This window comes from Schaalia odontolytica (genome assembly GCF_031191545.1).
Taxonomy (GTDB): Bacteria; Actinomycetota; Actinomycetes; order Actinomycetales; family Actinomycetaceae; genus Pauljensenia; species Pauljensenia odontolytica.
On the sequence record NZ_CP133472.1, the window covers coordinates 2,265,197 to 2,288,111 of the forward strand.

Here is a 22,915-nt window from a genome sequence, read left to right on the forward strand (position 1 = left end):
TCGGCGTGACGGTTGTGTCAGTGTCGAGCTCGTAGAACAGTGAGTTCGCCGACCACGCGCTCCGTGCCCCCGATACGGCGAGTAAGCTGAAGGTAGCGATGAGGCGCTGCCCCTTGTTATGGTGCCCGCGGGACGCGGGATTTGTTGTTATGGGTGAGGCCGCGCCGAGGAGCCGAGTAGGCCCACCCCGATGGTTTTGCTACCCACATGCAACATGCAAGGAACAACCATGCCCTCTGAGGACTATATGGAAGACGCCCGCGACGAGCGTAACGACATCGGTGACGCCGATGAGAGCCTCGGCCTCGTCGATGACACCGGCGCAGACATCGAAGCATCCGCCGAGGAGCTGGAAGAAGACACCGTCACCTTCGCAAGCCTCGGTCTGCCCGAGGAGATCCTCGCGGCCGTGACCGACATGGGATTTCGTGTTCCCACACCTATTCAGGCAGCCGCCATCCCGCCTCTGCTGGAACTGCGCGACGTCGTCGGTATCGCCCAGACGGGCACCGGCAAGACCGCTGCCTTTGGCCTGCCGCTGCTGGCGATCGTTGACGCGGATGAACGCGACGTTCAGGCCCTCGTCCTGGCTCCCACCCGCGAGCTCGCGATGCAGAGCGCCCAGGCGATTGAGGACTTTGCGGCGCGCACCGCTCGACTCGATGTCGTCCCCGTGTACGGTGGCTCGCCCTACGGCCCGCAGATCGGTGCCCTCAAGCGCGGAGCCCAGGTTGTCGTCGGCACGCCGGGTCGCGTCATCGATCTCATCGACAAGGGTGCCCTGGACCTGTCCAACGTGCGCATGCTGGTCCTCGATGAGGCTGACGAGATGCTGCGCATGGGATTTGCTGAGGATGTGGAGACGATCGCGTCGAGCGCCCCGGATGATCGCCTGACGGCCCTGTTCAGCGCTACGATGCCTGCCGCCATCGAGAAGGTTGCCCGAGAGCACCTGAAGAATCCGGTCAAGGTCGCGGTCTCTACCGAGTCTTCCACGGTCGATACGATTCACCAGACCTACGCGGTCGTGCCCTACAAGCACAAGATCGGTGCGCTCTCACGCGTGCTCGCCACACGCGCCCAGCACATCAAGGAGGGCCAGGAAGCAGCCGACGCTGCCATTGTGTTCGTGCGTACCCGCGCCGATGTCGAAGAGGTGTCCCTGGAACTGTCGGGGCGTGGATTCCGCGCCGCCGGTATCTCCGGCGACGTCGCCCAGACCGAGCGAGAACGCATGGTGGAGCGCCTAAAGAATGGCTCGCTCGACGTGCTGGTCGCGACCGACGTGGCTGCACGAGGCCTTGACGTTGAACGTATCTCGCTCGTCGTTAACTTCGACGTTCCGCGTGAGCCGGAAGCCTACGTTCACCGCATCGGCCGTACGGGTCGCGCGGGCCGTGAGGGCCGCGCGCTTACCTTCTTCACCCCGCGCGAACACGGCCGTCTGCGCCGCATCGAGAAGCTGACTGGCACCGAGATGGAAGAGGTCGAGATTCCCTCGCCCGCAGCTGTCTCCGAGTTCCGCGCCAGTCGCCTGCTTGAGGGCCTGTCTGCTCGCATCGAGCGAGGCCGTCTGGACATGTACAAGCGCCTGCTCGCCGACCTGGGCGATGAGATCTCCGTCGAGGACATTGCCGCCGCTCTGATGGCTACCGCCGTCGGCGACGAGGGCCCGGCACCGCGCGTGGAGAAGGATCGCCGCGGCAACGGCAAGGTCCGCCGCGAGGAGAAGCTGGACGAGTCCGGCGAGTTCGTCGGTGCCTCCTTCGAGGCAGGCCGTGACAAGGATCGTCCGCTGAAGGGCGGCGCGAGTGGTGCTCGTCGTCGTGGTGGTGGCCGTGCGGCTCCCGGTGCCGGCATTCGCTACCGCATCGAGGTCGGCAAGAAGGACCGCGTCAAGCCCGGTTCCATCGTCGGCGCCATTGCCGGTGAGGGCGGCATTGACGGCCGCGACATTGGCAACATTGAAATCTACCCGACCTTTTCTCTGGTGGACATCACCGCCGACCTGTCCGGTGAACAGCTGTCGCGCATCTCCAAGGGATACGTGTCCGGCCGCCAGCTGCGCATCCGCGTGGACGAGGGCCCCGGCGCGCGTTCGCACGGCGACCGCAGTGGTTTCGAGCGCCGTGACTTTGATCGCGATAACCGAGGCCGCGGTGGCTACGGCGATCGGGAGGGCCGCTTCGGTGAGCGCGACGAGAAGCGCCCGCATCGCTTTGAGAAAGGCGACGGATCGCGTCCTCGCCGCAGCGTTCGTACCGAACGCTGGGAGAAGGACATCAAGCGCACGCGTCGTGAGCGCGATGGCGGCCGCGATGGCGGCTGGGACCGCGATGGTGGCCGTGACGGCGGACGACGCCACTTCGGCAAGCGTCGTTACGACGACTGAGCGGCACTCGCCGAATCCGTGGAGTGCTCCGGTGATGGACGTAGTCGCCGAACGGTGACGACCGTGACGATGGCGAGCGCAGCAGCGATCACCCAATAGGGAGCGTAGGTCGCCCCGCCCGTTCGGGCGGTGGCGGCCCACGCGCTCATGGCCACCGACACGAGAGCAAGCTCGAGAGCTGGGCCTGCGGAATCAGCGACCTGAAGCCATGAAGCGACGCGCCCATGCTTGGCTTCGGGCGTGACCTCGAGAGCCATGACGGATAGGGGAGCGTGGAGGAGGCCCATGCCGAGGCCGACTAGCATCCAGCCGATCAGAGCCACCCACCCGGGAATAGCTGGAATCAGGAGTGCCCCGACCGGGATCGCGCCGATTGCCATCAGCGAGCCCCCAAGGACGGGAAGGCGGCGGCGCCAGAGCGGATCATGCGCACGTGCCTGAGCCACGGACCCCACCGACCACGTGAGCGAGCCGAGCGTGACCCACCAGGCGGAGGATGACTCGGACCAGGAGTGCACCCGCTGCAGGACCAGCGGAATCATGACGCTCAGACCGACCTGGGCCGACATAGCGCACAAGCGCGCGAGGATCGCCGAGGGCATTCCGGGGCGCGAGCGGAACGTACCGCGTGGCAAGAGGCGGGGTAGTGCCCACGCCGTGAGCGCAGCTCCGAGGGCGAATACCCCGAGCTGAGAGAGCGGGTCCCGAAGAGCGCCTGCGAGTTGCAAGAGAACGACGCCCAATCCTGCTAGCATCGCGTCGCGTGCAAGCGAGGCCAGGCGAGATGCCTTTCTGGCCTTACTCGCGGGAACCGAGCGCAGCACGTAGACCACCGGCACGGCGGCGATCACGATGAAGATTGGAACGACTCCGAACACGTAGCGCCATCCCCAGATCTGCGTGACGTGGCCAGCGATTGCGGGGCCGACAAGGGAAGGCAACACCCAGGCCAGCGAGAAAGATGCGAAAAACGAGGGGCGGTGGCGCGGGGATGCAACCGAACCGATGAGGACGTAGAGAGGGACGATGAGCAGGCCTCCTCCGAGTCCCTGCATCGCGCGCCCCGCGACAAAGACGACGACGTTGGGCCCCACGGCTGAGATGACGAGCCCCACTGCGAAGAGCAGCATGCCGACAAAAAGGACGATGCGCGGCCCCTTCCAATCCGCCAGGGCCCCGGCGACCACCGTCGCGCACAGCTGCGCCGCCATCGCAGAGCCTGCAGCGATCGGATACCAGGAGGCTGCATCGTAGGACGCGACGACCGTGGGCATGATCGTCGTGGCTGCCAGCTCCTCGAATGCGACGAGCGTGATCAGGAGGACGGAACCGATCGCCAATCCGATTTCGGCGGGCGTCCACGAGGCGGATGAGGAAGAAGATGCATCGGCGGGCATGTTGACTATCCTACTCGCGGCTGGCGTGACTCTTCGGGAGGCAGGCGTACAATGACTCTGCCGCCGCCTGTCTCGCGGATGGTAGCTACGAAAGGAATCACAGTGCTTCGCACTCACAACATTGGAACCCTCGGCACCGACCTGGTCGGTCAGACCGTGACGCTCACCGGTTGGGTGGATCGTCGTCGTGACCACGGTGGCGTGGCCTTCATTGATCTTCGTGACGCCTCCGGTATCGCCCAGGTCGTTGTCCGTGACGAACGTGTCGCTCACGAGCTGCGCTCCGAGTTCGTCCTGAAGGTCACAGGCGAGGTTGCGGCCCGCCCCGAGGGCAACGAGAACCCCCACCTGGCTACCGGCGCCATCGAGGTCATGGGCGATGACATTGAAATCCTCAATACCAGCGCGCCCCTGCCCTTCCAGGTCTCCTCCAATGCTGAAGATTCCGGCAACGTGGGTGAGGAAACACGCCTGAAGTACCGCTACCTCGACCTGCGTCGTGAGCCCGAGCAGTACGCGATCCGCCTGCGATCGAAGGTCTCCCGTGCCGCCCGTGAGGCGCTCTACGCCCGCGACTTCGTCGAGATCGAGACCCCGACCCTGACCCGTTCGACCCCCGAGGGCGCGCGCGACTTCATCGTCCCCGCCCGACTGTCGCCCGGCTCCTGGTATGCCCTGCCCCAGTCGCCCCAGCTCTTCAAGCAGCTGCTCATGGTGGCCGGCATGGAACGCTACTTCCAGATCGCGCGCTGCTACCGCGACGAGGACTTCCGCGCCGACCGTCAGCCCGAGTTCACCCAGCTCGACATCGAGATGAGCTTCGTGGACCAGGATGACGTCATCGAGGTGGCCGAGGACGTCCTGAAGAACGTGTGGGCCCTCATCGGCTACGACCTGTCCACGCCGATCCCGCGCATGACCTACAAGGACGCCATGGAGCGCTTCGGCTCCGACAAGCCCGACCTGCGTTTTGGTCTGGAGCTGACCGATCTGACCGAGTACTTCAAGGACACGACCTTCCGTGTGTTCCAGGCTCCCTACGTGGGTGCCGTCGTCATGCCCGGTGGCGGCTCGCAGCCGCGCCGCACCTTCGACAAGTGGCAGGAATGGGCCAAGGCGCGCGGTGCCAAGGGCCTGGCCTACGTCACGGTTGCCGAGGATGGCACGCTGGGCGGCCCCGTCGCCAAGAACATCACCGAGGCCGAGCGCGAGGGGCTGGCAGCAGCCACCGGCGCCGATCCCGGCGACTGCATCTTCTTCGCTGCCGGCAAGCCTACCCCCTCGCGTGAGCTGCTCGGCGCTGCTCGCCTCGAGATCGGCAAGCGCTGCGACCTCATCGATCCCGATGCCTGGGCCTTCACCTGGGTTGTCGACGCGCCGCTCTTTAAGCCCACCGGCGACGCCGAGGCCGAGGGTGACGTCGCGCTGGGCCATAGCGCATGGACGGCCGTCCATCACGCCTTCACCTCGCCCAAGCCAGAATGGGTTGACTCCTTCGATAAGGATCCGGGAAACGCGCTGGCCTACGCCTACGACATCGTCTGCAATGGCAACGAGATCGGCGGCGGCTCCATCCGTATCCACCGTCGAGACATCCAGAACCGGGTGTTCAACGTGATGGGTATCGGCGAGGAGGAAGCGCAGACGCAGTTCGGCTTCCTGCTGGACGCCTTCAAGTACGGCGCCCCGCCGCACGGCGGCGTTGCCTTCGGTTGGGACCGCATCGTCTCGCTGCTGACGAAGTCCGATTCCATCCGCGACGTCATCGCCTTCCCGAAGTCCGGCGGCGGTTTCGATCCGCTGACCGAGGCCCCGGCCCCGATTACGCCCGCGCAGCGTAAGGAAGCCGGCGTCGACGCGAAGCCGAAGAAGCGCGGCGAGGAGGCCTCCGAGGAATCCGAGAAGTGATTCCTTCGCCGTGACCTTGTCCACGGAACCCCCATCGGTTACCGACCGGTGGGGGTTTCGTGCACAATGGGTACATGTCGTACGTCGAGATGCACCCCGAGAATCCGCAGGCACGTTTGGTCAACACGGTCGTTGACCTGCTCGAGCGCGGTGGCACGATCGCCTTGCCCACCGACTCCGGCTACGCGATCGCCACGAAGGCAGGTAACAAGGCGGGTATGGACACGATCCGCTCGATCCGCAAGCTCGATGACAAGCACAACTTCTCGCTGCTGTGCCACTCGTTTGCGCAGCTCGGCGAGCTCGTCATCATCGATAATCACGAGTTCCGCACCATGAAGGCGCTCACCCCCGGACCCTACACGTTCATCCTGCGGGGGACCAAGGAGGTCCCGCGCATCATGCTGAACAAGAAGAAGCACACGGTGGGCGTGCGCATCCCCGATCACGTCATCACGCAGGCGATCGTGGAGGCCCTGGGCGAACCCCTGGCCTGCTCGACGCTCATCATGCCGGGCGAGGACGAGCCTCTGACTGACGGTTTCGATGTCGACGACCGCATCGGCCACCTGGTCGACCTCGTCGTCGTGGGGCCGGTAGGCGTAGCCGAGCCGACCACGGTCATCGACTTCGCCGGCGGGGACGCCGTTGTTGCGCGCGTGGGCGCCGGCGACGTCTCGCTCTTCGACTGAGCGCGTGGCCTTCGAGCAGACGTCTTTTTCGCGCACCGGTTTTTGTCGGCTGCGCTGGGAGGCGTCAGACGGAATTTATCGTTATGCCGACGGGCTCCCGATCGTCGGACCGCGCCTTGTCATTGATGGGGTCGACGCTGTTCGCGTGACTTTCCAATGGGGCGCCCAGGCCGCGGCTGACTGCTACGTCGTCCTGAACACGATCACGGATCGGGCGCGCGAGCACCTCGACGACTTTTGCATGTCGATAGGGCCTGGGCGGTCGGACGCTCGGGCGCTCGTGTGTGCTCTTCCCGCGGATGCGATCCTCAGCTACCAGAAGGTGATCGTCGGGCCGTCGGGCCTCGACCCCAGCGTGGGTACGGACATGGGGGAGTGGATCCGATTCCTCAAGGATGCTCGCCCCGATTCGTCGAATCCGCTCAGGGTCGTGAATGGGCGCGGTGCCGCAGCCTCACTCTTTGTTGGGCCCGACGCGCGGGTGGTGTGGCCGTCGCAGGATCTGTCTGCTCCCGAGATGCGTGCGGCGCGTGAACAGAACATCGCTGCGGATGTGAGCGCGCGGCTCTCTGTTGCGCGCCAGCATGATGTGATCGTTCATGACGGCGACGCGGATCCGACGTGTACGCTCATCCTCTTCGATGGCGAGATCTGGCGGGGCAACTGCGTTGGCTGGTTGACGCGGCGCTATCCCGGCCTGCGCGTCGTGACGATCGACGCCGGAGATCTGGGCGTGCGCGAGGCGGAGTTGACCGACGTGGACAGTGTCGTGGCGCTGCTACGGGCAGTGTGCGACGAGACTGGGGTGGGGCCTGTGATGGTCGCGGGCCAGTCCTACGGCGGTCTGGCTGTGTTGGAGGCGGCGCTGCGCAGTGATCTTTCCCTCGATTGTGCGGTCGCCCAGTCTCCGTCCCTGTGGTGGGGAGGAGAGCAACGAGGAGTTGGCGAAGGGACGCTGATGGGCGACCTTCGCGCCGGGAGCGTCAGGCCGCGCAGGGATGTGCACCTACGTCTACAGGTGGGGACGCTGGAACAGACGATGCGACCCGTTGTGGATGACTGCGCGCAGCTCCTGCAGGGCCTGGGAGCAGCCGTTGAGGTCGACCACTATCGCAGTGGCCACGACGTGGCATGGTGGCGTGAGGGTCTTGTGCGGGCCCTCGATGAATGGTGGGCTCGCCCATGACGACCATTAGTGAGACAACCATAGCCCCAGCCAGGTCTTTAGGTTAGGCTTACCTATGCCAGCTAACCTATCGACTGAATTGAGGCACTCGTGCACCTGTCGACGCGAATTCGCGCCATCGTCGGCGTCGCTCTGACCGCTCTCGCCCTGGGGGCATGCTCGTCCAACCAGCCCGCCCCGGCCTCGTCCCCCGAGGCCTCCGCGACCTCCGAAACCTCCGCGACGCGCACCGTCACCGATGCCTCCGGCCAGGACATTACACTCCCGTCTCACCCGAGCCGCGTCGTCACGCTCTCTGAGCCGACGACCGACAATGCGCTCGCCCTGGGCGTGACCCCGATCGGTGTCGTCTCCGGCCGCGGCCAGCAGACGGTCCCCAACTATCTCGTTGAACGCGCGGGCGATATCCCGATCCTGGGCTCCATTGGCACTCCCAACCTTGAGGCCATCGGTGCGGCACACCCGGATCTCATCCTCGTCGACGGCACATCGGTGAAGAACAATGACACCGAGACCCTGAATGCACTGTCCCAGATCGCACCCGTCTTCTTCACGACTCAAAAGGGAGGCGACTGGCGCGAGACCTTCACTCTGACGGCCGATGCGCTCGGCGTTGCTGACCAGGCTGCGGCCAAGCTCGCCGAATTCGACCAGCATGTGGCGTCCGTGAGTGCACGCCTGAAGGACGCCGGCTACCTCGATCAGACCTACTCGGTCGTGCGTTGGCAGGGTGACAGCGCTGGCCTCATCCTCAAGGAGCTGCCCGCCGGTCAGGCCCTCTCCGCGCTCGGCATGAAGCGCCCCGCAAACCAGGACCGCGATGGTGAAGGCCACTCGGAGCCGGTCTCCCTCGAGAACATCGACCAGATCGACGCGGACTGGATCTTCTTCGGCACGCTCGGTAAGGCCTCGGTGAACAACCCCTCCGCCGGTGGTAACACGGGGGTCGATGCCTCGGCCGCCGCCTTGGAAGAGGCGAAGGCCACCGTCGGCTTCGATTCCCTCGGCGCCGTGAAGGCGAATCACGTGATCCCCGTCGACGGCTCCCTGTGGACCTCGACTGGCGGTTACCTCCTCATGGACGGCATCGTCTCGAGCATCGAGGCCCAGTTCGTCCCGGCTTCCTGAGCTCGTAACAGGGCACCCCGGGTTGATGACCTAACATGACTACCCGTCGCATCACCAGCGTCGCCATTGCTTGTGCAGTGGCGACGCTGGTGCTTGTCCTCGTGACGCTCGCGTCTCTCGCTCTGGGCTCGCGCCAGATCGCTCCCGAAGTAGTGTGGGACGCTCTCGTGAACGGGGGAAGCAGTCAGGACGCCCAGGTGGTCACACAACTGCGTGTTCCCCGTACGCTCGCCGCGCTCGTCATTGGCGGGGCACTGGGGTTGGCAGGTTCGATCATGCAGGCGATGACTCGTAATCCTCTTGCGGATCCCGGTGTACTCGGCATCAACGCAGGGGCGGCCTTTCTCGTCGTGACCATCACCGCTGCGAGTGGCGTCGCCACTCGCACGTCGACGCTGGGCGCTTCTCTCATCGGTGCGGGGGTCGCGGCTGGTCTCGTCTTCGCTATGTCGGGGAGCGGGGGAGGCTCTCGATCACGCCTCGCCCTGGCGGGCATTGCCGTATCGGCTGCGCTCGCATCGCTGACCCAGGCGGTCCTCGCGGCGAATCAGTTTGCGTTTAACGAATTCCGATATTGGGCGTCGGGATCATTAGAGGGCGTCGACATGGGCTCCGTGGCTGCCGCCGGGGCAGTCATCGCATGCGGCGGCGTGGTTGCTGCCCTGATCTCCTCGGCTCTTGGGGTCCTCGCTATCGGTGAGGACACCGCGGTGAGCCTCGGTGTGCGTGTGCGCCTCATTCGCAGTCTCGGCGTCGTGGCCGTCACGGCCCTGGCTGGCGGGGCGACGGCGCTTGGTGGGCCGCTAACCTTTGTGGGTCTCGCGGTTCCGCTCTTGGTGCGACGCGTTGTGGGTGCTCGGCAGGGGACGATTGCACTGTGGTCGCTGATCGTCGGTGCCGCGTGGGTGTGCGCTGCCGATGTTGTCTCGCGCCTTGTGCTGGCGCCTTCCGAGGTTCCCGTTGGCGTTATCGTCGCTTTGATCGGTGCGCCGTTCTTTATCATAGGGTCGCGCGGAAAGGGCATGTCATGAGGCCAGCTCCGTCGCGCTACACAATTGTCTCGCTGCGTCGCGTGTCGGTGCGTGTGCACCGGCGCAGCGCCGCCGTCGTGCTCATCGGATTCGCTCTTCTGTGTGCATTGGCGGTCTATTCGCTCACTCTCGGTGACTACGGGCTCAGCGCCGCCGATTCATTCCGTCGTCTCCTCGGAGACGGTGGGCCTCGGGATGACTTTTTGGGCGTCTACTTCGTCCAGTCCGTGCGCCTGCCGCGTATGCTCGCGGCGGTGGCTGTTGGCGCGGCACTCGGAATCGCGGGGCGCATCTTCCAGACAATCTCGGGCAATCCGCTCGGTAGCCCCGACATCGTGGGCCTGTCCACGGGGTGCGCGACCGGCGCTCTGATTGCCATCATTCTTATGGGCTCGAGCCCCGCCGTCACAGGAATCGGTGCCTTGCTCGGTGGACTCGCCTCGGGCGCGTTCATCCTCGCGTGCGCGGGAGGCATGCGAGTGACGGGAATCCGCGTCGTCCTCGTGGGAATCGGATGTTCGGCGGCCTTGCGGGCGGTCAATTCGCTGCTCATCGTCAAGGCGCCTCTGGAGGCGGCCCAGCGTGCGCAGCTGTGGAGCGCTGGCTCATTCTCGGGCGTCACCATCGAGCGTCTGACGCCTCTGCTGATCGTGATCGCCGGTGTCGTTGCGGTGTGTGCCGTCTGTGCGGTTCCCCTCGGACTTGTCGCGATGGGCGATGACATCGCGACAGGGCTTGGCGTCAGAGTGCGTCAGACCCGCGTGCTCCTCATTGTCGTCGCCATTTTGCTTGTTGCGTCCGCGACTGCGGTCGCTGGGCCAGTCGCCTTCGTTGCTCTGGCGGCTCCGCACGTCGCGCATCGGCTGTGCGCGGCTGGGGGAGTCGGATTTGCCTCCTCCGCCCTCGTTGGCGCTGTGCTCGTGCTGGTCTCTGATATCTGCGCTCAAAGGCTTGTGGCTCCCGCTGAGCTCCCTGTCGGCGTCGTGACCGGCGTCGTCGGAGGCCTGTACCTTCTGTGGTTGTTGATTCGTGAGGTGAGATCGTGACTGAGATCGTTACGAGGCAGGGGCTTAGTGCTCGGGACATCGTCGTCGGCTATGGGAAAAACGATCCGATTCTGGAAGGATTATCCCTGGACGTGCTCGCTGGGGAACTCACGGTCATTGTCGGCCCCAATGCGTGCGGGAAATCGACGCTTCTGCGTTCGCTGGCGCGTGTCCTTGATGTGCGCTCTGGTGTGGTGGAACTCGATGGGCGTAGCGTCGCGAACATCAACCAGAAGGCGCTTGCGCGCCGACTTGGCCTACTCGCCCAGTCGTCCGTCGCTCCGGGCGACATGCTCGTTGAGGACTTAGTAGCACGTGGGCGGTACCCCTACCAGTCACTCCTGCGTCAGTGGAGTCGTGAGGATGACGAGGCCGTGGCGCGAGCGATGGAAGACGCAGGGGTCGCGCCTTTGGCGGGGCGTCGCGTTGGGGAGCTTTCTGGTGGGCAGCGCCAGCGCGTATGGATAGCGATGGCGCTGGCTCAGTCTACTGAGATTCTGCTGTTGGATGAGCCAACGACCTACCTGGATCTGAATCATCAACTCGAGGTGTTGCGCCTGGCGGAGCGCCTGCAGCGTGCAGGCACGACGGTCGTCGCCGTGTTGCACGACCTGCATCTGGCGTTCCGATATGCCACGCACCTCGTGTTCATGAAGGATGGGCGGGTCCTCGCGCAGGGCGAGCCTGGTCGGGTGGTCACGCCTGAGCTCGTGGAGCAAGTCTTTGCCGTCCCATGTCGGATTATCGATGATCCCGAAACGGGTGCCCCGCTCGTTATCCCGCGGCGGTGATGGGCGATGTGTTCGTGAATATCTCAAATGCTGACCGGAGGGTCATCAGCTGCCACGATTGTTCGATAATATGCGTCACGTTCTTCGAGGTATGGCCCTATAAAACCGGGTGAAACCTGGAATTGAGCGAACGTTCCGCGAGTTTGCTTGTTGCTTGCAATTACATCTTTGGGGTAAGGCAATAGTATTCTGCTTGTATCGAGTAGTTACTGAAACACTGACATGAACGTTCTGCGCATGACGGTGCCGATCGGTTGAGACTATCCCAGACAGAAGGAAACTAATACGCATGACAACACGGATGCGCTCACAGGGCAGGGGACTGCGCATGTCCCTGCTTGCGCTGACCGCCTCTGCCTCCGTTGTTGGTGCAATGTTTGTTTCGGTCGCTCCGGCCTACAGCGTGGATGGAATCGGTGACGTCGCCGCGCAATGTTTGACCGCGTCCGAAGCGGGTGCGTCGATCGTTGTGTCGTCGAACGTTCCCGTCGGGGCGCCGCTTCATGTTGAGGGCTCCGGCTGGGGTGCTTCTACCGGCGACGCGCTTGGTTTCGTTGTCGTGACGCTCGACGACGGTCAGGAGGTCCGTCCCGACGGTGTCGCGCTCCCGTCCTGGGTGCCGGCCTCGGTGGAGCGTAACAAGTCTGCATGGGCTGCGGCTAAGGTTGACGCTGAGGGAGTGTTTTCGATCGACTTTGACCTGCCCGCCGCGTGGGCTATTGGCTCGTCGCATCAGGTGATGATCGGTGACGGTGTGACAGGTAACTACGTCCAGGTTGAGGTCTCGATCGTTGGGGCTACGGCCGAGGCTCGTTCCTGTACGCTCAAGCCGACCGACGGATCGAGCGCCGATGCTGCTGATCCGGTCGCCGACGATACCGTAGCTCCAACGGCTGACTCCGCAACCGATAGCCTGCCTGTGGTTCCCTCTGACGTTGTCGCCGACGATGCCTCCCCCTCGATCAATGGTGAGCCGCCCGTGTCTACGTCGCAGCCGGTTCCTCCGGTAGGCGTTCAGGCCCGGACTTCTCCGACGCCGGCGGCGAGCGATGCGGCTTCCCCGGACGCTTCGCCTTCCGCTTCGACGAGCTCATCTTCCGCCGGTGGGGCCTCCGCTTCAGCTTCTTCCTCCTCGTCTGTAGCTGGATCGGACTCCGGTGCGGACCCGACGCCGGAGCCTTCCACGTCTTCGGCGCAGCAGAGTGTCTCTGCGTCGCAGATTGGTCCCAAGGCGCATTCTGAGCAGCAGGCGTCGAATCAGGCTGCGCATGAGCAGGAGTCGCGTCTGTATGGTTGGGTCGTCGCGGGTGGTGGCCTTCTGGTGCTCCTCGGTGCGATCGTGACGGTCAGTATCGTTCGTCGTTCGCACGGCTTGATGCGCTGATTGCTTCGCATCCGTGCCGATGAGTTGAGATAACGTGCATTAACCGATCGGTGTGCGTTGGAATTTAGCATTCACGCGTCACGCCTGTTACTCTAGTTCCAGAACAATTGCTTCTGAGGGTTGAGTAACTATAAGGAGAACGGTATGCAGCACGCACGGGCTACTTCTGCCCTTGCCGCGCGCGGGCTTGCGGGGCGTAGCCGCTTGATGAGCCTCCTGATGGGCCTGAGCCTGTTCGCTGCCATTGCGCTTGCGATCCCCGGATTTTCTGCTCGAGCGGACGGCAATGATGATGCAATTCCCGTCCCGAACACGTCGTTCACCGTCACGATCGAGCACGGTTCGTCCTTCGAGGAGATGTACGGCGAAACCGGCTATTGGGGTGTGATGCTCGATTCGGGGCGCGTGACGCCCATCGAGAAGCCGACCTACATTCGCAACGGTGAAACGGAGGCAGTGGCCGCCGATGGCATTTGGGTTGCCGCCAGCCCGAGTAACTACACGCTGACCGTTCCTGTCCCCAACGGTAAGAACAATGTTGAGGGCATCACCTGGGAACCCGGTACGATTCACACTGTGACCGTGCTGATGTTCGAGGAAGGTCGTTCGCTCATCGAGGGCGACCCGGTGACCTACACCGTGCGCGTTTACGAACCCACTAGCGACAACGCAGACGACGACAATGTCGACGATCCTTCGCCGACTGAGCCGCCGACGGCCGATCCTGCGCCCGCTCCCGAACCGACGGCAGATCCTGCACCCGCTCCCGAACCGACGGCAGATCCTGCGCCCGCTCCCGAACCGACGGCCGATCCTGCGCCCGCTCCCGAACCGACGGCAGATCCTGTGCCCGAGCCCGCTCCCGTGCCTACCGTTGACGACTCAGCCGCCCCCCAGCCCGACGATCCGGAGCTCCCCGCTGTGCGCCCGACGCCCACGCCGTCCGCAACGCCTACTCCCACCCCTTCCGCAAGCGCATCCCCTGCAGCTTCGCAGCCTTTCGGTGCCCCGGTGTCGCCCATCACCGACGTCTCTCAGCTGACGGACGCGAACAAGGGTGGCGTCAGTGCTGCTTTCACCGGCGGGCAGCTGACGATCAACGTCCCCTCGGACAAGGCTGTTGCTGGCGAATGGGTTAGTGCGAACATCATGCAGACACGTGAGGCCCGCTGGCTTCAGGTGGAGGACTCCAATCAGGTGTCCATGGACGTGACGGGCCTGCCGATGGGAGACTACAAGGTCGTCGTGGCCAACCGCCAGCACGAATTGGTTGGTTGGGCCGACTTTAAGGTTGCTTCCACGGTGGCCGCAGCCGGTGTCGGCTCTTCGGTCGACGCGTCCGGCGATGTGAAGCTGCATGCAGAGAGGCTCTCCTCCTCCGTCGCGGGAAACGAGTCGGAAGGTCTCAATGGCTACCTTCTCGGTGCCGGTGCCTGCATGTTGATCCTTGGCGGACTGGTGGTCGTTCAGGTTCTCTCCGGTCCAAAGATCGCCTCCTCCTCTAGTGGAGTCACTTTGTCCTAAGCTGTGTTTCATGGATCTGTTTGATTCTGAATCTATCGACGAGTCGGGCGTGCCTGCTTATAACGCGGGTGCGCCCCTCGCCGTTCGTATGCGCCCTTCGAGCCTTGATGAGGTTGTCGGTCAGTCTCATCTCCTGGGGGAGGGGGCACCGCTACGGCGCTTGCTGTCGACCGGAGGGTCCAACGGCGTTGCGGTTTCCTCCGTCGTGCTGTGGGGGCCGCCGGGTACGGGTAAGACGACGCTCGCTTACTTGATCGCGCGCGCGTCTGGCCGCCGCTTTGTCGAGCTGTCGGCTGTGTCCTCCGGCGTGAGCGACGTTCGACGCGTCGTCGACGATGCGCGTCGCACGCTCGCCGGCGGGGGAGAAGAGACCATTCTGTTCGTCGATGAGGTGCATCGATTCTCCAAGTCGCAGCAGGACTCGCTCCTGCCCGCGGTCGAGAATCGGTGGGTCGTGCTCGTCGCCGCAACGACTGAGAACCCGTCGTTCTCGGTAATATCGCCTTTGCTGTCGCGCTCTCTGCTACTCACGCTGCGTCCGCTCGATCCCGATTCGATTGAGGGCTTGATCCGGCGGGCACTATTGGACGAGCGCGGCCTGGGTAATCGTTTCTCAATCAGTGCTGAGGCCGTGGCTGGCCTCGTGCGTCTGGCGGGCTCGGATGCGCGCAAATCGCTGACCCTTCTCGAGGCGGCCGCCGGAGTTGCAAGTGAGGTCGGGTCCGGCGAGATCTCCGTGGAGAGTGTCGAGGCCGCGGCCAACCAAGCCCTCGTTCGATGGGGCAAGGACCAGCATTACGATGTCGCTAGTGCTTTCATCAAGTCGATGCGCGGATCGGATGTGGATGCGTCTATTCACTATCTCGCACGCATGATTGAGGCCGGGGAGGACCCGCGCTACATCGCCCGGCGCATCATGATCGCCGCCTCCGAGGACGTTGGCATGGCCGCCCCCGAAGTGCTGAGCACCTGTGTCAGCGTCGCCCAGGGGGTCGCTCTGATCGGTATGCCGGAAGCGCGCCTGCTTTTGGCTCAAGCCGTCGTTGCCGTCGCAACCGCGCCAAAGTCGAACGCGACCTACCTGGCAATCGACCGTGCCATTGCCGATGTGCGCGCAGGGCGTGGGGCAGCGGTACCCGAGCATTTGCGCGATGCGCACTACGTTGGTGCCAAGTCTTTGGGGCACGGCGATGGCTACCTCTACGCGCATGATCACCCGCACCACGTCGCCGCTCAGCAGTACCTGCCCGATGACCTAGAAGGCTCGCAGTACTACGAGCCGACGGAGAATGGACATGAGGCGATGCTCACGAAGCGGCTCGGTGTGATTCGCAATCTGCTGAGAAGACGCTAGGATAGGACAGCTGCCCGCACCGGCGGGCACCTGGGGCCCTAGCCGACGGATCGAATCGATCCAGGAGTTGGCCCCATGTCGGGTTCCCCGGCATGACATGAGAAACAGGAAGAAGAAAAATGGCAACGAATCGTTCCCGCAAGCAGGTGCGCGAGTCCCGCGCCCTCGGCCTGGCCCTGACCCCCAAGGCCGTTCGCTACTTCGAGAAGCGTCCCTACGGCCCCGGTGAGCACGGCCGCACCCGCCGTCGCCAGGACTCCGACTACGCCGTTCGTCTGAAGGAGAAGCAGCGTCTGCGCGCCCAGTACGGCATCCGCGAGTCGCAGCTGCGCCGCGCCTTCGAAGAGGCCCGCCGCACCGCCGGCCTGACCGGTGAGAACCTGGTGGAGCTGCTCGAGATGCGTCTTGACGCCCTCGTCCTGCGCGCCGGCTTTGCCCGTACCATTCAGCAGGCGCGTCAGTTCGTCGTTCACCGTCACATCCTCGTTGACGGCAAGATCGTCGACCGCCCCTCGTTCCGCGTGAAGCCCGGCCAGACCCTGCAGGTCAAGCCCAAGTCGCAGACGACGGTTCCCTTCGAGATCGCCGCTGAGGGCATCCACCGCGACGTTCTGCCCGCCGTCCCCGAGTACCTGGACGTTGAGCTGTCGCGCCTGAAGGCGACCCTCGTTCGTCGCCCGAAGCGCGCCGAGGTCCCCGTGACCGTCGACGTCCAGATGGTCGTCGAGCACTACTCGCGCTGACACCCGTCTTTCCTGCGCCCTCGAGCTTCGGCTCGGGGGCGCAGTTTTTTCATGTATCCCACTGTCCGCTTTCGCGTGCCGATGTGCCGTGATGGGTGGATACCGACTAACATGGGGCACTATGCGTACGTCTGAAATCCGCACCCGCTGGCTTGACTACTTCGGCAAGCAGGGTCATGAGATCTGTCCTTCCGTTTCTCTGGTCTCGCCGGAGCCGTCGATCCTGTTCACGATCGCGGGGATGGTCCCGTTCATCCCCTACATCATGGGCGTCGAGCCTGCTCCGTGGCCGCGTGCAGCGTCGGTGCAGAAGTGCATTCGTACGAACGATATCGACAACGTCGGAAAGACGACCCGCCATGGCACGTTCTTCCAGATGAACGGAAACTTCTCTTTTGGAGACTACTTCAAGGAGGGTGCCATCAACTTCGCGTGGGACCTGCTGACGGGTTCTCGGGAAGAAGGCAAGTACGGCCTCGACGGTGATCGTTTCTGGGTGACGATCTGGGACCAGGACGAGGAAGCCTTCAACGTCCTGACGAAGCAGGTCGGCATGGATCCCGGGCACATCGTGCGCCTGCCCCGCGTCGAAAACTTCTGGGACACCGGCCAGCCCGGCCCCGCCGGCCCATGCGCTGAGTGGCACTACGATCGCGGCCCCGCCTACGGTCCCGAGGCCGTGGGAGGAAACGTCGACCCGGGTGGCGATCGCTACCTCGAGGTCTGGAATCTGGTTTTCGACCAGTACATGCGTGGCGAGGGCACCGGGAAGGACTACCCGCTGCTGGGCGAGCTGGACAAGAAGGCGATCGATACGGGCGCTGGCCTGGAGCGCCTGGCCTTCGTCATGCAGGACAAGGCCAACATGTACGAGATCGACGAGGTGTTCCCCGTCATCGACGCAGCGATGCAGATGAGTGGCAAGCGCTACGGCCTGGGTGCCGCCGGTCCCGAAGCTGGTTCCGCCTACGAAGACGATGTACGCATGCGTGTCGTGGCCGACCACGTGCGTTCCTCCCTGATGCTCATCGGTGACGGCGTTCGCCCGGGTAACGACGGCCGCGGCTACGTGCTACGCCGCCTGATTCGTCGCGCGGTCCGCTCGATGCGCCTGCTGGGCGTCGACGAGGCGACCATGCCGACCCTGCTGACGGCATCCAAGAACGCGATGAAGGCCTCGTACCCGGAGCTGGAGACCAACTGGAAGACGATCTCCGAGGTTGCCTACGCGGAAGAAGACGCCTTCCGTCGCACGCTCAGCACCGGAACGACGATCCTCGACGCGGCCGTGGCACACGCGAAGGAATCGAAGGGGGCGCCCATGATTTCGGGCCAGTCTGCCTTCTCGCTGCACGACACCTACGGCTTCCCGATCGACCTGACCCTCGAGATGGCCGCCGAGCAGGGCGTCTCCGTCGACGAGGAGGGCTTCCGCACTCTGATGGCCGAGCAGAAGGAACGCGCTCGTGCCGACGCGCGCTCGAAGAAGACCGGCCATACCGATGTGCGTATCTTCCACGACATCGAGAAGGCAATGGGGGGAGGCTCGACCTTCCTTGGCTACACTGAGCAGGCTTCCGAGGCCACCGTCCAGGCCCTCCTTGTTGACGGCGTGGAGGCCCCCGCAGCTACCGCTCCTAGCGAGGTCGAGGTCATCCTTGATCGCACGCCCTTCTACGCCGAGATGGGTGGCCAGCTGGCAGACCATGGAACGATTCGCCTCGCCGGCGGCGGCGTCGTGGAGATTCACGATGTGCAGGCACCGATCCGCGGGCTCAGCGTCCACCGTGGCACTCTCACCGAGGGCGCCATGACGGTGGGCGAAAAGGCGTACGCTGAAATCGACGCAGAGCGTCGCCTCGCTATCGCCCGCGCGCACACCGCGACCCACATGGTGTACGCGGGCCTGCGCGCCGTCGTGTCCGAGAACGCGGACCAGGCCGGTTCTGAGAACTCTCCGTCCCGTCTACGCTTCGACTTCCGCCACTCGAGCGCCCTCGCGGGCTCACAGCTGAGCGATATTGAAGCTCTCGTCAACGAGAAGCTCGCCGAAGATATGCAGGTCACCACCGAGGTGATGAGTATTGACAAGGCGAAGGAGATGGGCGCGATCGCGCTCTTCGGTGAAAAGTACGGCTCCGAGGTGCGCGTCGTGACGATCGGCGACGGCTTTGACCGTGAGCTGTGCGGTGGCACCCACGTGCCCACAACCGGCCACATCGGTCGTGTTACCCTGCTCGGCGAGGGCTCTGTCGCATCCGGCGTGCGCCGCATCGAGGCCCTCGTCGGCACCGGCGCGTACGAGTTCCAGGCGAAGGAGCACGCGCTCGTCAGCCAGCTCTCGCAGCTGGTGGGTGGGCGCGCCGACGAGCTGCCGGAGCGCATCGAGTCGCTGCTGGCCAAGCTGCGCGATTCCGAGAAGGAGCTCGAGAAGATCCGTACTGCGCAGGCCCTCAGCCAGGGTGCCGACCTGGCGGCCTCTGCCTCGCCGGTTGGCGCTCTGAGCGTCGTCGCGGCCACCGTTGCTGAGATGCCCTCGGGCGATGCTCTGCGAACCCTCGCGCTGGACGTGCGTGATCGCCTCGGCAACGAGCGTGGTACCGTCGTGGCACTGGCGGGTGTCGTTGGTGGCAAGCCTTCGCTCGTCGTGGCAACGAACGAGGCCGCGCGGGAGCACTCCGTCAAGGCCGGTGCACTCGTTCGCGCCGTTGGTAAGTACATGGGTGGTGGTGGCGGTGGCCGGGATGACATCGCTCAGGGCGGAGGCTCCAAGCCCGAGGGCATCGCCGACGCGATCGCGGCGATCCGCAAGGAAATCGAGGCTCTGTGAGTATGCGTCGGGGTATCCGTATCGGCGTAGACGTCGGCACCGTGCGTGTCGGCGTCAGCCGGTGCGACCCCGACGGCATCCTCACGATGCCAGTCGAAACCCTTCTCAGGGCCCCCGATCTATCCGACCTCGATCGTCTGGCCGATCTCGTTCGCAGCCACGAGGCGATCGAGGTAATCGTCGGACTTCCTCGCCACCTGCGTGGGGGAGAGGGCATATCTGCGAAGGGTGCGCGCAAGTACGCGCGCCGAATTAAGAAGCTTGTTCCCGATGTTCGCGTGGCGATGGTCGACGAACGCATGACCTCTCACCAGGCCCATGCGCGACTACGCGCATCCGGAATCCCCGAGATTGAGCACCGTAGCGTCATTGACCAAGTCGCAGCGCAGATCATTTTGGAGCAGGCGCTCGAGCTCGAACGCATGGGCGGTCGATCTCCCGGTGAGGAGATCATCCTCGAACCAAACGAAGGAGCGCACACGTGAGTACGCCTCCCCCTTACCCCTTCCGTTCTCGCCGTGAGATTCACTCTGGCGAGCCAAAGGTCTACTCGGACGCGCCGCAAGAGAATGCCAGCGCCGCTGCCGACGACCCCACACCCACTCCGGTGCAGGGCACACCTGCGGCTGGCACGGCTTCTGCAGACGATGCCGCAGCGCCTGCGCGTCGTAAGAGCGTGCGCCAGCGATCGGCATCCCTCCCTTCGTTTGATGAGGTGACCGACACCGGTGGGACGCTGCGCGTGTCTGCGTCGGACACTCTCGGTCGCGGGGGCACCCAGGGAGGCGACACGCTGTCTGAAACCACCGGAATGCGGTCTCGTCGACTCGATCGCGAGAGGCGCGCCGCCCGCAAGCGCAAGCGCCGCCGCCGCGTGCGTTCGTTCTTCATCATCGTTCTCGTGCTCGGTTTGCTCGCGGGTGCCAGCTACGTCGCATACGACCAGCTCGTCAATACGTCGACGACCGCATCGGACGACTATCCGGGACCCGGCGTCGACTCGGTCGAAGTAACGATCGATGAGGAGGCGTCTGGTCGAGCGATCGGACAGACACTCGTGGACGCGGGCGTCGTGAAGTCCGTCGGAGCGTTCGTGCGCCAATTCGAGAAGACCTCGGCGTCCATGTCTATCCGCCCGGGCACGTACCGATTGAAGTTGCAGATGAGCGCCGCAGGAGCGCTCGCCGCGCTATTGGATGAGACGAACCGCGTTGACTCGACCGTGACGATCCGCTCCGGCCAGAAGCTCTCGGAGGTGAAGCAGCGTATCGTCGACATCATGGGTGTTTCCGAGGAGGACGTTGATGCGGCCTTCGCGGACACCGAGGCCATCGGCCTTCCGTCCGAGGCCGGCGGTAACGCCGAGGGCTGGCTTTTGCCCGGATCCTACGAAGCCGGTGAAACAGACACGCCCACGACCCTGATCGCACGTATGGTCCAGGGCACGATTGACGAACTGGATCGGCTAGGAGTCGCACCCGCGGACCGTGAGACCGTGCTGATCAAGGCATCGATCGTCGATGGTGAAATGAACATCGACAAGTACATGCCGATGGTCGCTCGTGTGATCGAGAATCGCCTTGCTGACACCAACGGCGAGACGAAGGGCATGCTCGGCATGGACTCGACGGTACTCTACGGCGTCGGTAAGACGAGCGGCCTGCCCGACCAGGCGGACCTCGACAACGACAACCCGTACAACACCCGCCTCCACGCTGGCCTTCCGCCTACGCCGATCGGTCAGCCCAGTGAGAAGGCCATTAAAGCCGTTCTCAACCCGGCGGAGGGAACCTGGCTGTACTTTGTCACGGTCAATCTGGAGACGGGTGAAACGCTGTTCGCCTCTACGCTCGAGGAGCAGGAGAAGAACCGCGAACAGTTGAATGCGTACTGTACCGCCCACCCGGGCGACTGCCAAGCGTCATGACCTGGGCCGCTGTCATTGGATCGCCGATTCGGCACTCACTGTCACCCGTGATCCATCGGGCGGCATGGGTCCAGCTCGGCATTGACGGGTGGGAATACCGCAGGCTCGAACGCGACGGAGACTCGTTGCCGGGTCTCATCGCCGGCCTTGGTGACGACTGTGCCGGTTTGTCTGTCACGATGCCCTGCAAGCAGGCGATCATGGCGCTGCTGGACGTCATCGATCCTCTGGCCAGTGCAGTTGGTGCGGTGAACACAGTCGTTCCGTCCTCCGGCGTCCTCGCGGGCTTTAACACGGACGTGACCGGTATTTCTTCGGCTGTGCGGCGTGCCTGCTCGATGGCGAATGTGCCGCTGCCGCGCAGTGCCCTCGTGCTCGGCGCGCGTGCCACGGCCTCGTCGGCTCTGGCCGGCCTCGGCGAACTTGGAATCACCGCGTCGACGGTGGCGGCGCGCCGCTTTGGTGGCCCCGGTTCGGTTGTGGCAGCGGCTTCGCGGCTCGGAGTCAGCATCGAACAGGTTCTGTGGTCGGACATCGAGGCTGTGGACCGCGCCGCCCACGGCGTCGACCTCATCATTTCCACACTTCCTGCCTCAGCCGCCGATCCTCTTGCCGAGCGCTTGAACGTTCGCGAGGGACAGATCCTTTTGGATGTCGTGTACGCTCCGCGTCAAACAGCGTTGCGCAGCACGTTTGAGAAAGCCGGGGGCATCGTCGCCGAGGGCACAGACATGCTTGTCTACCAGGCCGCCGCCCAGGTGCAGCTCATGACGGGGCGGAGCCCCGACACCGGTGTTATGCGCGATGCCCTTGAGGAAGAACTGGAAAGGCGCTCACGGGTAGGATTGGTGCCGTGATCGTCGGATGGCTCCCTCCGCGAATCAGCGCGGACCTCTCTCTCGTGTCGGGTTTCCTCACGTGGATTATCGTGCTCGCGTGGCTGTGGCGGTCGGGCTGGAAGATTCAGCGCAGGTATTTCATTGAAGCCACCCGAACGCCATTGACGCGTAATGCGATCGTCTGGAGTGCGGCGATCGTCGGCGCACTCTTTTTCGTCGCGGCCCAGATGCGCCCCGGTATGCCAGCAGTGATGTCCGTTGCGATGATCGGTGCGCTTAGTGCCTACGTCGATGGACATACTCATCGTCTGCCGAACGCCTACACAGCGGCGATGGCGGTCGGTGTCGCGGTGGGCGTCGGCGTTGGCGTGATCATTTCTCCGATGTGGCAGCAGCGTCTCATTGGGTGCATCGTCGGTGCTCTGGTCTGGACAATCCCCATCGCGCTGCTGAACCGTTTGCCGGGTGGCATGGGCGGGGGAGATGTGAAGCTCGCACCCGTGCTGGGTGCGATGGCAGGTTCTGTCGCCCTGCACGCGGCCTTTTTTTCTCTCGCCATGTCGTTCGTGCTCGCCGGGCTTGCGGCTCTCTGGAAGGTCGTTATCGGGTCGGCTGGTACGAAGTCACGAGTGCCGATGGGGCCGTGGATGATCGGATCGGCGCTCGTTGCTGCGATTGCCTGGGGAGTCGTTCCCGACTGGCTGTAGGTCGCTCACGCTGTCCCATCGTGAACCCGATGGGCC

General features: G+C 64.4%; 18 protein-coding genes. 17 read left to right on the forward strand and 1 reads right to left on the reverse strand.

Annotation, left to right across the window (positions count from 1 at the left end; all coding sequences use genetic code 11):
* The first annotated feature begins 229 nt into the window (after window positions 1–229).
* Window positions 230–2,392, forward strand: a complete 2,163-nt coding sequence (locus tag RDV55_RS09660) for a DEAD/DEAH box helicase (protein WP_111824167.1) — start codon at window positions 230–232, stop codon at window positions 2,390–2,392.
* Here the strand turns inward: RDV55_RS09660 and RDV55_RS09665 are convergent.
* Complete coding sequence (locus RDV55_RS09665) at window positions 2,380–3,789, reverse strand: MFS transporter (RefSeq protein ID WP_174703831.1); 1,410 nt, start codon at window positions 3,787–3,789, stop codon at window positions 2,380–2,382. The two genes, RDV55_RS09660 and RDV55_RS09665, sit on opposite strands and share 13 nt — an antisense overlap.
* A 102-nt stretch (window positions 3,790–3,891) precedes the next feature.
* On the opposite strand from RDV55_RS09665, the gene aspS reads away from it, so the two are divergent.
* From aspS to RDV55_RS09745, 16 genes are all read left to right on the forward strand, one after another.
* Window positions 3,892–5,697 carry an aspartate--tRNA ligase gene (gene aspS, locus RDV55_RS09670; RefSeq protein WP_174703832.1) on the forward strand — a complete coding sequence of 602 codons (1,806 nt, stop codon included), beginning with the start codon at window positions 3,892–3,894 and terminating at the stop codon, window positions 5,695–5,697.
* Window positions 5,698–5,771: 74 nt separating this feature from the next.
* Window positions 5,772–6,389, forward strand: a complete 618-nt coding sequence (locus RDV55_RS09675; protein ID WP_111824169.1) for an L-threonylcarbamoyladenylate synthase — start codon at window positions 5,772–5,774, stop codon at window positions 6,387–6,389.
* A 145-nt stretch (window positions 6,390–6,534) separates the two neighbouring features.
* On the forward strand, window positions 6,535–7,575 hold the full coding sequence (locus tag RDV55_RS09680; protein ID WP_245907750.1) for an enterochelin esterase domain-containing protein: 1,041 nt from the start codon (window positions 6,535–6,537) through the stop codon (window positions 7,573–7,575).
* A 90-nt stretch (window positions 7,576–7,665) separates the two neighbouring features.
* Entirely contained in the window at window positions 7,666–8,703 is a 1,038-nt protein-coding gene (locus tag RDV55_RS09685) for an ABC transporter substrate-binding protein (RefSeq protein ID WP_111824171.1), read from the forward strand.
* Window positions 8,704–8,738: 35 nt separating this feature from the next.
* Entirely contained in the window at window positions 8,739–9,734 is a 996-nt protein-coding gene (locus tag RDV55_RS09690) for a FecCD family ABC transporter permease (RefSeq protein WP_111824172.1), read from the forward strand.
* On the forward strand, window positions 9,731–10,780 hold the full coding sequence (locus RDV55_RS09695) for a FecCD family ABC transporter permease (protein ID WP_111824173.1): 1,050 nt from the start codon (window positions 9,731–9,733) through the stop codon (window positions 10,778–10,780). Before RDV55_RS09690 ends, RDV55_RS09695 begins: the two co-directional genes overlap by 4 nt.
* The gene (locus RDV55_RS09700) at window positions 10,777–11,571 is read left to right on the forward strand and encodes an ABC transporter ATP-binding protein (protein ID WP_111824174.1); all 795 of its coding nucleotides are present in this window, start codon (window positions 10,777–10,779) and stop codon (window positions 11,569–11,571) included. Before RDV55_RS09695 ends, RDV55_RS09700 begins: the two co-directional genes overlap by 4 nt.
* A 289-nt stretch (window positions 11,572–11,860) precedes the next feature.
* Entirely contained in the window at window positions 11,861–12,955 is a 1,095-nt protein-coding gene (locus RDV55_RS09705; protein WP_111824175.1) for a hypothetical protein, read from the forward strand.
* Between the two features lie 219 nt (window positions 12,956–13,174).
* On the forward strand, window positions 13,175–14,479 hold the full coding sequence (locus tag RDV55_RS09710) for a type IV secretion protein Rhs (RefSeq protein ID WP_174703834.1): 1,305 nt from the start codon (window positions 13,175–13,177) through the stop codon (window positions 14,477–14,479).
* Window positions 14,480–14,489: 10 nt separating this feature from the next.
* Complete coding sequence (locus RDV55_RS09715; protein WP_309187930.1) at window positions 14,490–15,833, forward strand: replication-associated recombination protein A; 1,344 nt, start codon at window positions 14,490–14,492, stop codon at window positions 15,831–15,833.
* 119 nt (window positions 15,834–15,952) lie between these two features.
* Window positions 15,953–16,576 carry a 30S ribosomal protein S4 gene (gene rpsD / locus RDV55_RS09720; RefSeq protein ID WP_007590432.1) on the forward strand — a complete coding sequence of 208 codons (624 nt, stop codon included), beginning with the start codon at window positions 15,953–15,955 and terminating at the stop codon, window positions 16,574–16,576.
* 121 nt (window positions 16,577–16,697) lie between these two features.
* A complete protein-coding gene (gene alaS / locus RDV55_RS09725; protein ID WP_111824521.1) occupies window positions 16,698–19,406 on the forward strand; it encodes an alanine--tRNA ligase in 2,709 nt (902 codons plus the stop codon).
* A complete protein-coding gene (ruvX, locus tag RDV55_RS09730) occupies window positions 19,403–19,891 on the forward strand; it encodes a Holliday junction resolvase RuvX (protein WP_111824520.1) in 489 nt (162 codons plus the stop codon). The genes alaS and ruvX overlap by 4 nt, the downstream gene beginning before the upstream one ends.
* The gene (mltG, locus tag RDV55_RS09735; RefSeq protein ID WP_245907786.1) at window positions 19,888–21,333 is read left to right on the forward strand and encodes an endolytic transglycosylase MltG; all 1,446 of its coding nucleotides are present in this window, start codon (window positions 19,888–19,890) and stop codon (window positions 21,331–21,333) included. Before ruvX ends, mltG begins: the two co-directional genes overlap by 4 nt.
* Entirely contained in the window at window positions 21,330–22,190 is an 861-nt protein-coding gene (locus tag RDV55_RS09740) for a shikimate dehydrogenase (RefSeq protein ID WP_111824519.1), read from the forward strand. Before mltG ends, RDV55_RS09740 begins: the two co-directional genes overlap by 4 nt.
* Complete coding sequence (locus RDV55_RS09745) at window positions 22,187–22,879, forward strand: prepilin peptidase (protein ID WP_111824518.1); 693 nt, start codon at window positions 22,187–22,189, stop codon at window positions 22,877–22,879. Before RDV55_RS09740 ends, RDV55_RS09745 begins: the two co-directional genes overlap by 4 nt.
* The last annotated feature ends 36 nt before the right edge of the window (window positions 22,880–22,915 follow it).

What these genes read in the sequence shown, in the direction of transcription:
- RDV55_RS09705 (WP_111824175.1), top strand. Translation starts at nt 11,861, where the DNA reads ATGACAACACGGATGCGCTCACAGGGCAGGGGACTGCGCATGTCCCTG.
- RDV55_RS09660 (WP_111824167.1), top strand. Translation starts at nt 230, where the DNA reads ATGCCCTCTGAGGACTATATGGAAGACGCCCGCGACGAGCGTAACGAC.
- RDV55_RS09715 (WP_309187930.1), top strand. Translation starts at nt 14,490, where the DNA reads ATGGATCTGTTTGATTCTGAATCTATCGACGAGTCGGGCGTGCCTGCT.
- RDV55_RS09710 (WP_174703834.1), top strand. Translation starts at nt 13,175, where the DNA reads ATGGGCCTGAGCCTGTTCGCTGCCATTGCGCTTGCGATCCCCGGATTT.
- RDV55_RS09675 (WP_111824169.1), top strand. Translation starts at nt 5,772, where the DNA reads ATGTCGTACGTCGAGATGCACCCCGAGAATCCGCAGGCACGTTTGGTC.
- RDV55_RS09665 (WP_174703831.1), bottom strand. Translation starts at nt 3,789, where the DNA reads ATGCCCGCCGATGCATCTTCTTCCTCATCCGCCTCGTGGACGCCCGCC.
- alaS (WP_111824521.1), top strand. Translation starts at nt 16,698, where the DNA reads ATGCGTACGTCTGAAATCCGCACCCGCTGGCTTGACTACTTCGGCAAG.
- RDV55_RS09690 (WP_111824172.1), top strand. Translation starts at nt 8,739, where the DNA reads ATGACTACCCGTCGCATCACCAGCGTCGCCATTGCTTGTGCAGTGGCG.
- rpsD (WP_007590432.1), top strand. Translation starts at nt 15,953, where the DNA reads ATGGCAACGAATCGTTCCCGCAAGCAGGTGCGCGAGTCCCGCGCCCTC.
- RDV55_RS09740 (WP_111824519.1), top strand. Translation starts at nt 21,330, where the DNA reads ATGACCTGGGCCGCTGTCATTGGATCGCCGATTCGGCACTCACTGTCA.
- RDV55_RS09695 (WP_111824173.1), top strand. Translation starts at nt 9,731, where the DNA reads ATGAGGCCAGCTCCGTCGCGCTACACAATTGTCTCGCTGCGTCGCGTG.